The sequence below is a fragment of the Pseudomonas sp. 8AS genome (genome assembly GCF_902506505.1).
In the GTDB taxonomy this organism is placed as follows: Bacteria; Pseudomonadota; Gammaproteobacteria; order Pseudomonadales; family Pseudomonadaceae; genus Aquipseudomonas.
In genome coordinates this window covers 4,044,645-4,056,489 of record NZ_LR733406.1, presented here as the reverse complement: position 1 = coordinate 4,056,489, position 11,845 = coordinate 4,044,645, and the positions used below count along the sequence as shown (strand labels likewise).

Annotated in this window: 9 protein-coding genes; 2 read left to right on the top strand and 7 right to left on the bottom strand. The window is 68.0% G+C overall.

Translation table 11 applies throughout. The features are described 5' to 3' along the window. Window positions 1-21 precede the first annotated feature (21 nt). Window positions 22-1,236, top strand: a complete 1,215-nt coding sequence (serB, locus tag GV001_RS18985; protein WP_160082738.1) for a phosphoserine phosphatase SerB — start codon at window positions 22-24, stop codon at window positions 1,234-1,236. 33 nt (window positions 1,237-1,269) lie between these two features. On the opposite strand, the gene GV001_RS18980 is transcribed toward serB, so the two are convergent. The 7 genes from GV001_RS18980 to GV001_RS18950 form a co-directional block, all read right to left on the bottom strand. Then, the gene (locus GV001_RS18980; protein ID WP_160082736.1) at window positions 1,270-2,343 is read right to left on the bottom strand and encodes an NAD(P)-dependent alcohol dehydrogenase; all 1,074 of its coding nucleotides are present in this window, start codon (window positions 2,341-2,343) and stop codon (window positions 1,270-1,272) included. Between the two features lie 115 nt (window positions 2,344-2,458). After that, on the bottom strand, window positions 2,459-4,525 hold the full coding sequence (locus GV001_RS18975; protein ID WP_160082734.1) for an EAL domain-containing protein: 2,067 nt from the start codon (window positions 4,523-4,525) through the stop codon (window positions 2,459-2,461). A gap of 65 nt (window positions 4,526-4,590) precedes the next feature. Then, complete coding sequence (locus tag GV001_RS18970) at window positions 4,591-6,399, bottom strand: molecular chaperone (protein ID WP_160082732.1); 1,809 nt, start codon at window positions 6,397-6,399, stop codon at window positions 4,591-4,593. Window positions 6,400-6,533: 134 nt separating this feature from the next. Beyond that, complete coding sequence (locus GV001_RS18965) at window positions 6,534-7,535, bottom strand: HPP family protein (protein WP_256664961.1); 1,002 nt, start codon at window positions 7,533-7,535, stop codon at window positions 6,534-6,536. A 3-nt stretch (window positions 7,536-7,538) separates the two neighbouring features. Further along, window positions 7,539-8,408: an archaetidylserine decarboxylase gene (asd, locus tag GV001_RS18960; RefSeq protein ID WP_178091873.1), complete on the bottom strand. Its 870-nt coding sequence runs from the start codon at window positions 8,406-8,408 to the stop codon at window positions 7,539-7,541. A gap of 12 nt (window positions 8,409-8,420) precedes the next feature. Further along, a complete protein-coding gene (locus GV001_RS18955) occupies window positions 8,421-9,236 on the bottom strand; it encodes a rhodanese-like domain-containing protein (RefSeq protein ID WP_160082728.1) in 816 nt (271 codons plus the stop codon). 116 nt (window positions 9,237-9,352) lie between these two features. Beyond that, complete coding sequence (locus tag GV001_RS18950) at window positions 9,353-10,870, bottom strand: HDOD domain-containing protein (RefSeq protein WP_160082726.1); 1,518 nt, start codon at window positions 10,868-10,870, stop codon at window positions 9,353-9,355. A gap of 118 nt (window positions 10,871-10,988) precedes the next feature. Between GV001_RS18950 and motA the strand changes: the two genes are divergently transcribed. Further along, complete coding sequence (gene motA, locus GV001_RS18945) at window positions 10,989-11,840, top strand: flagellar motor stator protein MotA (protein WP_160082724.1); 852 nt, start codon at window positions 10,989-10,991, stop codon at window positions 11,838-11,840. The last annotated feature ends 5 nt before the right edge of the window (window positions 11,841-11,845 follow it).

Below are 11,845 nucleotides of genomic sequence, written 5' to 3'. Positions count from 1 at the left end.
GCCAAGCTGGGAGTGAACGCCTTGCGCGAAATCGTCCTGATCAACATCACCGGGGAAGATCGTCCCGGGCTGACTGCGGCCATCACCGGCGTGCTGGCGCAGGGCGGGGTGAATATCCTCGACATCGGCCAGGCGGTGATCCACGACACCCTGTCGTTCGGCATCCTGGTCGAGATTCCGGATACCGAGCAGGCCTCCTCGGTGCTCAAGGATGTGCTGTTCACCGCCTACAAGCTGGACCAGCAGGTGCGCTTCACCCCCGTTTCCGAATCCGACTACCAGCAGTGGGTCGGTGGCCAGGGCAAGCCGCGCTATATCGTCACCCTGCTGACGCGCAAGGTCACTGCCGAGCAGCTGCAGCGGGTCAGCTCGATCACCGCCAAGTACGGCCTGAACATCGACCATATCGATCGCCTGTCCGGGCGCATGCCGCTGGATACGCCGGCCAACCAGGGCAAGGGCTGCATCGAGTTCTCCGTGCGCGGCGAGCCGGCTGATGCTGCCGCGCTGCGCGCCGAGTTCCTCAGCGTGGCCCAGGAGCTGGACGTCGATATCGCCTTCCAGCGCGACTCGCTGTTCCGCCGCAACCGCCGCCTGGCGGTGTTCGACATGGACTCGACGCTGATCGAGGCCGAAGTCATCGACGAACTGGCCAAGGCCGCCGGCGTCGGCGCGCAGGTTTCCGAGATCACCGAGCGCGCCATGCGCGGCGAGCTGGACTTCCGCGCCAGCTTCAAGGAACGCATGGCCCTGCTGCAGGGCCTGCCGGAAAGCGTGCTGGCCGAAGTCGGCGCCACGCTGCGCCTGACCGAAGGCGCCGAAGTACTGTTCGCCGAGCTCAAGCGCCTGGGCTACAAGACCGCCATCCTCTCCGGCGGTTTCACCTACTTCGCCCGGCAGCTGCAGGCCAAGCTGGGCATCGACTACGTGTTCGCCAACGAGCTGCAGATCGTCGATGGCCAGGTCACCGGCCAGGTGGTCGAGCCGATCGTCGACGCCCAGCGCAAGGCCGACCTGCTGCGTGAGCTGGCGGCTAAAGAGGGACTGCGTCTGGAGCAGACCATCGCCGTCGGCGACGGCGCCAACGACCTGCCGATGCTCGGTCTGGCCGGCCTCGGCGTGGCCTTCCGCGCCAAGCCGCTGGTCAAGCAGTCGGCCAAGCAGGCGATCTCCACCCTGGGCCTGGACGGCATCCTCTACCTGCTGGGTTTCCGCGACCGCGACGGCCACGAGTGAACGGGCCGGGAGCCTGGGCTCCCGACTACTGGCTCAGGGCTTGATGGCGATTTTCAAGACGCCATCGCGCTGGTTGGCGAACAGCTCGTAGGCGGCCTCGATATCGTCCAGCGCGTAATGGTGGGTCACCAGCGGGCCGAGATCGACGCGCCCGGAGGCCACCACATTGAGCAGGCGGCGCATGCGCTCCTTGCCGCCGGGGCAGAGCGAGGTGACGATCTTGTGGTCGCCCAGGCCGGCGTGGAAGGCGCCCAGCGGAATGACCAGGTCGCTGGAGTACACGCCCAGGCTGGACAGGGTGCCGCCCGGCTTGAGCACGCGCAGGGCGCTCTCGAAGGTGGATTGCAGGCCCAGGGCCTCGATGGCGGCATCCACGCCGCGGCCGCCGGTGAGCCTGAGGACTTCCTCGACCACATCGACGTTGCGGAAGTTGAGGGTGACATCCGCGCCCATCTGCCGGGCGATCGCCAGGCGTGAGTCGACCCCGTCCACCGCGATGATGGTGCTGGCGCCGCGCAGCTTGGCGCCGGCGGTGGCGCACAGGCCGATCGGGCCCTGGGCGAAGATCACCACGACATCGCCGATCTTGATCCTGGCCGCCTCGGCGCCGGCGAAGCCGGTGGACATGATGTCCGGGCACATCAGCACCTGTTCGTCGCTCAGCGCCTCCGGTACCGGCGCCAGGTTGGCCTGGGCGTCGGGCACCAGCACGTATTCGGCCTGGGTGCCGTCGATGCTGTTGCCGAAGCGCCAGCCGCCCATGGGTTTGTAGCCGTGGCAGCTGCAGCCGCCGTCCTGGGAGGACAGCCCGTCCTGGCTGGCGTAGGAGGAAAAGTTCGGGCAGATGGCGCCGGCGATCACCCGCTGGCCTTCCTGGTAGCCGCGCACGTTGCGCCCGAGTTTCTCGATGATGCCCACCGGCTCGTGGCCGATGGTCAGGCCCCTGGCGACCGGGTATTCGCCCTTGAGGATGTGCACGTCGGTGCCGCAGATGGTGGTAGTGGTGATGCGCAGCAGGGCGTCGTCGGGGCCCACTTCCGGGATCGGCTTGTCCTGCAGCTCGATGCGTCCGGGGGCTACGAAAACGGCGGCTTTCATCATGGCCATGGCGGGAGTCCTGTGCGCGCGAGTGGAGCGTACAGTCTAGGCGGCCCTTGCGGCAGGGAGGTGACCGGGGTCAATGGGCGTGGCCGGGCAGTCGTCCGGCCACGCCTGGTAGGCCTTACTCGTCGCCGGCCGAGAAGTCGTAGTCCATCGACTGGCTGGGGCCCTGCAGGTAGTGGCCCTGGATGTAGTTGACCCCGGCCTGCCAGAGGGTCGCCAGCACGCTGGCGCTCTCGACGAAGGGCACGATGGTCAGCTTGGCCTGGGCGTGCAGGCTGGCCAGCAGGGTTTTCAGGGCCTCCTGGTTCTCGGCCTGGGACAGGTCCTGGGTGAACGAGCCGTCGACCTTGACGAAGTCGACGTTGAGGTACTTGAAGGTGTTGAACGGGTTCAGCGCGCAGCCGAACTGGCCCAGGGCCACCTTGCAGTGCAGCTCGGCCAGGCCCTGGGTCAGGGCCTTGGCCTGCTTCAGGTAGGCGATCGCATCGGGTTCGCTGATCTGGAAAACCAGGGTGTCCGATGGCAGGCGGGCGGCCTTGAGCGCCACGCTGAGCCAGGGCAGCAGGGTCTGGTCCTGCAGGCTGCTGGTCGACAGGTGCACGAACAGGCGGGTGCTGTGGCCCTTGCTGCGGTGCTCGGCGAGCAGCTTGATCGAGTTGAGGATCACCCAGCGGTCGATCTTCTCGGCCAGCCCGGCATCCTTGGCGGCGGCGAGGAATTCGGCCGGGGGCACTTCCTCGCCTTGCGGACTGAGCAGGCGCAGCAGCACCTCGTAGTGTTCGTCGCTGTCGCCGCGCAGGCTGATGACCGGCTGGAACAGCAGGCGGAAGCTGTTGTTTTCCAGGGCCTGCTGGACCATCGCCACCAGGCTGCCGCGGCTGGCCGCCGCAGCCAGTTCGTCGGCCGGGTTGTACAGCTTGACCGCGTTGCCGTCGCCGAGTTCGTCGGCGCAGCGGTGGGCGCGGTCGACCACGTCCTGGGGGCGGGCGGTCTTCTCGTTGAGCCCGGCGACGCCGATCGACAGGGTGGTCTGCACCGTGCGGCCGTTGACGTCGAACAGATGCCCCTCGACCTTCTTCAGCAGGCTGCCGAGTTGCTCCTGGGTCTGCTCCGGCGCCAGGCCGGGCAGCAGTACGCTGAACACGTCATCGGCAAAGCGCGCCAGCTGGGCGTCGGCGGCGAAGTGGTGGCGCAGCAGGTTGGCCAGGTCGGTGAGCAGCAGGTCGATGCCCGCCAGGCCGACTTCAGCGACCATCGCGGTATAGCGGTCGATGCGGATGTAGGCCAGGCTCGATGGCACGCCGGCATTCACCGCACGCTCGGCGGCGGCGTCCATCAGGCCGAGGAAGTGGGTGCGGTTGAACAGGCCGGTGACCAGGTCCTGGCTGCTGATCTCGCGCAGCTTCTCTTCCAGCTCGGCGTTGCCGCTTTCGGCGCGGATCACCACCTGGATGCAGGGCTCGCCGTCGTAGGTGGCGGGGGAGAAGCTCATGCGCGCCTGGAAGCTCTTGCCGTTGGCCTTGATCCCTGTGCAGGCCAGCTCGGCGTTGCCGTCGCTGCTGTAGTTCTTGAGGAAGTCCTTGAAGGCGCCCTGATCCTGGGCGGCGATCAGGTCGATCATCGGCATGCCTTCCAGCTCGTCGGCATCTTCGTAGGCGAACAGCTGCAGATAGGCGCGGTTGGCGTAGATGTGCATGCCGTCGTGCACGTAGGTGATGGCATCCACCGAGCTTTCCAGCAGCAGCTGGCAGCGCTTCTCCGCCTCGCGCAGGGCCACTTCGGCGACTCGCCGCGCGCGGCGTTCTTCCAGGTTGGCCAGCTCGCGGTTGGCCACCAGGATCAGGCGCTCGTCCTCGCCCTGCGGGATGGCATCCTGGGCGCCGAGTTGTAGGGCCTCGGTGATGTCTTCGGAATCGTTGCCGGCCACCAGCAGGATGATCGGGATGTCCTTGGCCTGGCGGCGAATCGCGGTGATCGCTTCGCTGGGCTCGAGGTGTTCGCTGGTGGGGGCGGTGATCAGCAGGTCCCAGCTCTGTTGCAGGGCTTCGGCCAGGTTGTCGCTCGAGGTGATGCGGTGCACGCGAGTGGCGCGCCCGGCATTGCGGAACAGACTGACGAGTCGCTCGGCCTCGTTCTGCGAGTCTTCAAGAATCAGCAGGCGGATGGTTTTTTTTTCGATGGCCATGGTATTTGCTAGGAATGCGCCGAAGAACGGGCGGAAAAGGGCGACAAAATGTGGGGTCTTGGAATCTACAGCGACTTCCAGAGCGAGTCAAAATCTTCCTCCCCGCTCGGCGCGGCGCGTCCTTGAGCTGTGACGGCCGTCCCGGCGACCGGGCTGTGCTGCTCCAGCAGGCGGTATTCGAACTGGCTGAAGCTGCCGGTGCTGGTTGGTCGCCGGCTGAGTATGGCGCGCAATTCCTGGCCGTGCAGGTTGATGCTGACCTTGTTGCCTTCCTGGAACGGCAGGCGCGGCGCGAGCAGCGTCGCCGGGCGGGAAATGGCGGCAATCGCCGGTAGCAGCAGGGCGCGCAGGTACTGGCTGCTCTGCTCGCTCTTGCGCAGCAGCTGCAGGCCACAGGCCTGCGCCTGCGGCGCGATCAGCTCGATGCCCATCTGCGTGCCGCCGCCGCGCACCTGGCGGATCCAGCGCACCACGGCCACGCTCCAGCCTTGCCCCGGCACATCCTGGACGCCGAGCAGTTCGCCGGCCTGCATCTGCCCCGGGACTTCCCTGGCCCAGCTCAGGCAGTAGCCGCCAGGGCTGTGGTTGACGATGCTCAGCTCGAACAGCGGGTAGCTCTCGCTCTTGCTGTCCGGCTCCGTGCCGACCTTGGCGCTGCTGGCCTTGTACTGGATGTCTTCCAGGCTCAGGCCGCGTTCCCAGCTGCTGGTCGGTTGAGCGTCGAAGGCGGTGGTCCAGACATCCGGTCTGTGCTGCGCGACGGGGTTGAACTGGGCGGTTTTCGGTTCTTCGGGGCGCCTGAGCAGTTCGTTGAAGCTCTGCTGCCCGCCGACGAAGAAGTGCACCGCACTCATGCCGATGCACAGGGTCAGGCTGCCCTTGCCCTGGCTGCGCTGGAAGGTGCGCTCGGAGATTTCGCCCCAGGCCGCGCTGAGGTGCTGCAGCAGGTCCGGGCTCATGCCTTCCGGCACGGGCAGGCGCTGCGCCTCGCGGCCGTCGGCGGGCAGCAGCAGGTGTTCCTTGATGGCGTCGACCAGGCGGTGCGGGTCGAGGCCCAGGAGGTTGTGCAGCTCGTGGTCCTTGAGCAGCGACTTGTAGCGCGGCGGGCCATCTTGCTGGGGGGCAATGACGAACAGGCTGTGTGGCTGCTCGGCCGTCTGCAGGCTGACCAGTGGCGCCCAGTCTTCCAGCGCCTCGGCCAGGCGGGCGATGCTGTTCTGGCGCAACTGGTTGCAGCGGGCGCAACCCAGCAGCAGGGCGGCCAGGTAGGTCTGTTCCTGGCTCAGGCTCTTGCCGTTGTGCGCCAGCCCATCGCGCACCTGCACGTGCTGCAGGGCATGCTGGCGGGCGATGCGCTGCAACTGGTGGAGTTCCAGCCACAGGCCTTCCGGCACCGGGCAGTACAGCTGGCTGGCGCGTACCAGCGGGCCGAGCAGGCTGTGGCTGGCGCGTTGCAGGGCGGCGGTGAGCAGCGCCGCGCGCTCCTTGCGAAAGTGCGCGAGCTCCTGGGTGATGACCAGCTTGTAGCCGATGGCCAGGTGGTTCTGCAGCGCCTGGCAGAGGTTGGCGACCTTGCGCGGGCGCTCGTCGAGCACGATGGACTGGTTGAGGAAGTGCCGCTCCAGATGGCGGCAGACGAAGTGCACCTCGGGGCGCAGCAGTTCGAGCAGGTGCAGGCGATTGTCCGCCGGGGTGATCAGCTGGTTGAGCTCGGTGAGGCTCTGGTACAGCTGGCGGGCCGTTTCGCCGATGTTGGCCTTGGGCAGGCCGGCGAGCCAGCGCTTGAGCTCGCGTGGCGTGGGCTCGAACAGGGACAGGCCCGGCTGGTCCGGTACGGGGACGCGCAAGTGCAGATGGGGGCTCTGTTTATCCATGCTCGATGTTGTCCGCGGGCTTGTGCAGCGAGTGCTGCGCCAGGCCGTTCTGTCCAGGTTCCGCGCCACTCTAACAGCATCGCACCGGCCCTGCAGCCAGGCGCCGGTGGCCGGCGCGTCAGTTGTGACCGGCGTTACGCCTGGCCTTTTCCGGGCGGGGCGTTTCCGCCGGCGCTGGCCGATTCGGCCGGGCTGACGCGTACCCAGCCATCGCCGACGCGCAGCACCGCGCAGGTGGCCCAGGCCGCCATGTCCTGGCGCCGGCAGACGCCGGTATTGCCCATGCCGGCGCCGGCGACCACCTTGTAGATCACCTGGTCGCGCAGGCCGCGGCCCGGTTTGCCGGCATCGATCACCTGGCGCACCGCCCAGGCATTGCCCGGCCGGGTATTGCTGTAGCAGGCGCCGAGGAGGATGTCGCCGCCCTGCAGGAGCTGGGCCTGGGCATGCTGCTGGGCCAGCTGGACGATTTCCAGCAGGTCGTCGAAGCGGATGTCCAGGTAGGAATCGACCTGGCGCAGGGCGTGGTAGAAGTCTTCGGCGCTGAGCCCGCCGGGGACGCTGGGCGGCAGCGGCTGGCGGGCCAGGACGGCCGGGTAGCGGCGCCAGGGGAACAGGCAGTTGAACAGCACGGCGACCAGCAGGATCACGGCGACATTCAGCAGCACCGGGCTGATGACGAAGGCGAAACCGAGGTCGTGGATGGCGCCGCCGCCGATCACCGCACTGAGGGCGGTGGCGCCGCCGGGCGGGTGGATGCAGCGTGCGTACTGCATCACCAGGATGGCCAGGGCCACCGCCAGGGCCGGGGTGAAGGCGGCCTGCGGCCAGAGCTGCTGGCAGGCGACGCCGATCAGTGCCGACAGGCCGTGCCCGCCGATGACCGCCCAGGGCTGCGAGAGGGCGCCGTGCGGCACGGCGAACAGCAGCACGGCGCTGGCGCCCATCGAGGCGATGACCCAGAAGGCCGCCTCGCTGGGCAGCAGCCAGTGGGTCACGGCATAGATCAGGCCGATGCCGGCAAAGGCGCCGAGGCCGGCGAGGAGCTTCTCCAGGTGGCTGGTGGCGTCATTGCCCCAGCCCAGCAGGCGCAGCAGGTAGTGCATGGGGCTGCCCGGTGTCTGTTGCTGGGCCATGCCTCAGACGTTGCGCGGCATGGCCAGGGCCTGGCCCATGCGTACCGGGCTGCCGGCGGTCAGGCCCTCGGCCCACTGCACCTGTTGCGGGCCGAACAGCACGATGGCGGTTGAGCCCAGCTTGAAGCGGCCCAGTTCGCCGCCCTTGTCCAGCTCGATCGGGGCGCGCGCGGCCTCGTCGTAGCGGGTGGTTTTCAGCTCGCGCTTGGGCGGGGTGACCAGGCCGGCCCAGACCGTTTCGATGCTGGCGACTATCATCGCGCCGACCAGTACCACGGCCATCGGCCCGCGCTCGGTGTCGAACAGGCAGACCACCCGCTCGTTGCGGGCGAACAGCTCGGGGACGTTTTCCGCGGTGGTCTGGTTGACCGAGAACAGCCGGCCCGGCACATAGACCATCTCGCGCAGGGTTCCCGCCAGCGGCATGTGCACGCGGTGGTAGTCCTTGGGCGACAGATAGATGGTGGCGAAGTCGCCGCCCATGAACGGGCTGGCACGCTCGACGTCGCCACCGAGCAGCTCCAGCACGCTGAAGCTGTGGCCCTTGGCCTGGAAACAGCGGCCCTGCTCGATCGGCCCGAGCTGGCTGACCGCGCCGTCGGCGGGGCTGAGGATGGCGCCGGGGCTGGCGTCCAGCGGGCGCGCGCCGTCTTTCAGGGCGCGGGTGAAGAAGGCGTTGAAGTGCTCGTAGGCCGTCAGGTCTTCGACCTGGGCCTCGCTCATGTTGACCTGGTACTGCTTGGCGAACCAGCCGATCAGGCGGTCCTTGAACCAGGCGGCGCGGCACTCGGCGGCGCAGCCGATCAGGCGCGACAGCAGGTGGTGCGGCAGCAGGTACTGGCTGAGGATGAACAGGCGCTGTTTCATGAAGATTCCTTGAATCGCTTAAGACTCGACCGGGGTGTCGGGATGGTTGCCCCACTCGGACCAGGAGCCGGCGTAGGCCTTGACCCGCGGGTAGCCGAGGGCCTTGGCCGCCAGGTAGGTGAAGCCCGAGCGGCGGTGGGTCTGGCAGTGGGTGATCAGTTCCTTGTCCGGGGTGATGCCCAGCCGGGCGAGCACCGCGGCCAGGTCGGCGCGGATGCGCAGGTCGCGCTGGGCGTCCATGCCGGCGGTCCACTCGAAGTTGACGGCCCCCGGAATATGCCCGCCCTTGGCGGCCAGAACCTTCTCGCCGCTGAATTCGGCGGGCGAGCGCGCGTCCCAGATCGCCAGGTCGCTGGCGCCCAGGCGGCTCTGCAGGTATTCGCGGCTGGCGGTGGGTTCGTCGTGCAGGGTCAGGCTGACCTGCGCGGTGCCGGCGGCCGGCTGGGCCTGGCTGAGTTCGCGGCCTTCGCCGAGCCAGGCCTGCAGGCCGCCGTTGAGGTAGTGGTAGTGGCGGTGGCCGATCACGTCGAGCAGCCAGACGAAGCGCCCGGCCCAGCCGCCGCCTTCGTCGTCGTAAACCACGTAGACCGCATCCGGGCGATGGCCCAGTTCGCCGAACAGGGCTTCGAGCTGGGCCCGCTCCGGCAGCAGGCCGGGCGCCGGTGGCTGGCCCAGCTGGGTGCGCTTGCTGTCGACCCAGTGGGCGCCGGGAATATGCCCCTGGGCATAGCGCGCGGCACTGCTCAGGTCGACCAGGATCAACTCGGCGGCTTGCAGGCGGGTGGCCAGTTCGGCCGGCTCGATGACCAGCGGCAGGGTGGAGAAGGCGGACATGGGGAGCCTCCGGCAACGGGGAAAAGGCGCGATTGTAGCGGAAGACCAGGGTCTGTTCGCGTTTCGTTCACGGCCGCGTCGGAACCCGTTCTTGCGCAGCAACGCGGTTCGAGACCCTAAGCGCCGCGGCGGGCAAAGCTGGCCAGGGCGCGTTCGATGCACTGGGCGGTCTTGGCGAACACCTGCAGCTGGCTGTCGCTGATCGGGGCGCCCTGCTGGTCGGCCACCAGCAGCATCACCACCCGGCCGTTGCTGGCCAGCGAGCGCAGCAGCAGGTGCTCGCCGCTGAACAGGGCCTTCAGGCTGCCCGGCAGCAGGGCGGAGAACTGGGCGATATTGGCCGGGCTCAGGCGCAGTTGCCCGGGCTGGCTGAGCAGGCGCTGGAGCACCTGGCTGTGCGCCGGCTCGAGGCGCAGCTGGGCGGCTTCCGCCGGCAGGCCGGCGGCCTGCTGGGTCATCAGCCGGCTCTGCGTGCGGTCGGCCAGCAGCACCAGGATGCGCTGCATGCCGGCGGCCTGCAGGGCGCCGCGTGCGCAGTCGGTCAGCTGCAGCACGTTGGCGAAGACGGACGGGTTGGCCAGCAGGCGCGCGCAATGTTCCTTCCACGGCTCCAGCTCGCCCCTGATCGCCGCGGGCGGGGCCCGGTGCTGCAGGCGGCAGGCGTCCCAGGGCCAGAGCAGGGCCTCGGCGGGGTGCCAGAGGCCGGGTTGGGCATGCTGGTGGGCGCTGTGCACGGCCTGCTGGTGAACCAGTGGCTGCAGCTCGCCGAGAGCCACGTGCAGGTACAGCCCGGTCAGGCGCTGCCAGCGCAGGTGGTGCTGGCAGCTCCAGTTGTGGTGGGCGGAGAGCGCCAGGCCGTTGGCCAGCAGGATGCTGTTGCCCGGCAGGGTCAGCCAGCGGCGCAGGTGCGGATTGGCATCCAGCATCTGCTGCTGGTGCAGGGGGTGTTCATTGTCGTGGGCGATGTGCAGGGCCTTGATCAGCATGCGGCGGTCCGCGACCAGCAGGCGGTAGCCCTGGACTATCCATTCCGGCAGGCGCCAGTGGCGGGCCAGGGCCAGGCACAGTTGCAGCAGGGGCACGCCGAGCAGCTCGCGTTCGACCCGGCTGGCCGGCTCGCCCTGGCCCAGCACCCGCCGTTCCCAGGCCTCGAACAGCTGCGGGTAGGCCATGACCAGCGGCCACAGCGGCGCGAGAAACAGCAGGCTGCCCCAGTGGATCTCCTGCCACAGGCGGGCCAGGCGGTTGGCGAACAGGCCGCTGGCCTGCTGCGAGGCGTGCTGGCTGATCAACAGCAACTGGCGCAGGGCCAGGGGAATTTGCGCCTCGTCGACCACCGGCATCTGGTTCAGCAGAGCCTCGGCGCGGCTCAGGCCGAGGCGGTTGAGCGCCATCTCCAGGCTCTCGGCCGGTTCGCTGAAGCTGTTGCTGCTGCGGTTGGCTTCGCGCAGCAGCAGCAGGGCGATGGTCGGGCTGTGCTGCATCTGCTCGGCGATCTCGCGCAGCGAGCGGCGGCTGTCGAGCAGGGTGCGGCGCACGCGTTCGTGCTGGCTGGCGGCAACCGGCAGGCGAATGGCGTCCAGCTGCTTGAGCCAGGCGTCGAGGGTGCGTGGAGCGGCTTTGGAAGTGGGCATGCAGATTGAGCCAAACTGGCTTTTCGCCTTTACTGCCTATAGTCTGGCGCAATACTTCCGATAAATAGAAGGGTTGTTTTGCATAACCCTTCCGACTGACTCTTCAAGCTCATCTCCCATGGCAAAAATCCTCGGCATCTTGGTCGTATTCGGCAGCGTGCTCGGCGGCTTCATCCTGTCCGGCGGCAAGTTCATGGCGCTGATCCACCCCTTCGAGGTGATGATCATCGGCGGCGCCGCCCTGGGCGCCTTCCTGCAGGCCAACCCGGGCAGCACCTTCATGACCGTCTTCAAGAAGTCGTTGAAGATGTTCAGCTCGCGCTTCACCCACACCTTCTACCTGGAGGTGCTGAAGCTGCTCTACGAGATACTCAACAAGAGCCGCCGCGAAGGCATGATGGCCATCGAGGCGGATGTCGAGGAGCCCAGCGCCAGCCCGATCTTCAGCAAGTACCCCTCGGTGCTCAAGGATGCGGGGATGACCGCCTTCATCTGCGATTACCTGCGCATCATGTCGTCCGGCAACATGGCGCCGCACGAGCTGGAGAACCTCTTCGACATGGAGCTCAACGGGCTCAAGGAAGAGCTGGAGCACCCGGCCCATGCGGTGGCCAAGGTGGCCGACGGCATGCCGGCGATGGGTATCGTCGCGGCGGTACTGGGTATCGTGATCACCATGTCGATCCTCGCTTCCGCGGACAACGCGCAGATCGGCGAGAAGGTCGGTACCGCCCTGGTCGGGACCTTCCTCGGCATCCTGGCATCCTACGGCTTCTTCGGCCCGCTCTCCGGTGCCCTGGAGCACGATGCCAAGGAAGAGCTGAACCTGTACGAGGCGATCAAGGCCACGCTGGTGGCTTCGGCTTCCGGCATGCCGCCGACGCTGGCTGTGGAGTTCGGGCGCAAGGTGCTGTTTCCCGCGCACCGGCCGAGCTTCAGCGAGCTCGAGCAGGCCATGCGCGGTAACTAAGGGCC

Bases quoted from the DNA above. Each gene is read 5' to 3' on its own strand.
- GV001_RS18980 (WP_160082736.1), bottom strand. From the start codon at position 2,343: ATGGCCATGATGAAAGCCGCCGTTTTCGTAGCCCCCGGACGCATCGAG.
- GV001_RS18975 (WP_160082734.1), bottom strand. From the start codon at position 4,525: ATGGCCATCGAAAAAAAAACCATCCGCCTGCTGATTCTTGAAGACTCG.
- GV001_RS18970 (WP_160082732.1), bottom strand. From the start codon at position 6,399: ATGGATAAACAGAGCCCCCATCTGCACTTGCGCGTCCCCGTACCGGAC.
- GV001_RS18965 (WP_256664961.1), bottom strand. From the start codon at position 7,535: ATGGCCCAGCAACAGACACCGGGCAGCCCCATGCACTACCTGCTGCGC.
- GV001_RS18955 (WP_160082728.1), bottom strand. From the start codon at position 9,236: ATGTCCGCCTTCTCCACCCTGCCGCTGGTCATCGAGCCGGCCGAACTG.
- GV001_RS18950 (WP_160082726.1), bottom strand. From the start codon at position 10,870: ATGCCCACTTCCAAAGCCGCTCCACGCACCCTCGACGCCTGGCTCAAG.
- motA (WP_160082724.1), top strand. From the start codon at position 10,989: ATGGCAAAAATCCTCGGCATCTTGGTCGTATTCGGCAGCGTGCTCGGC.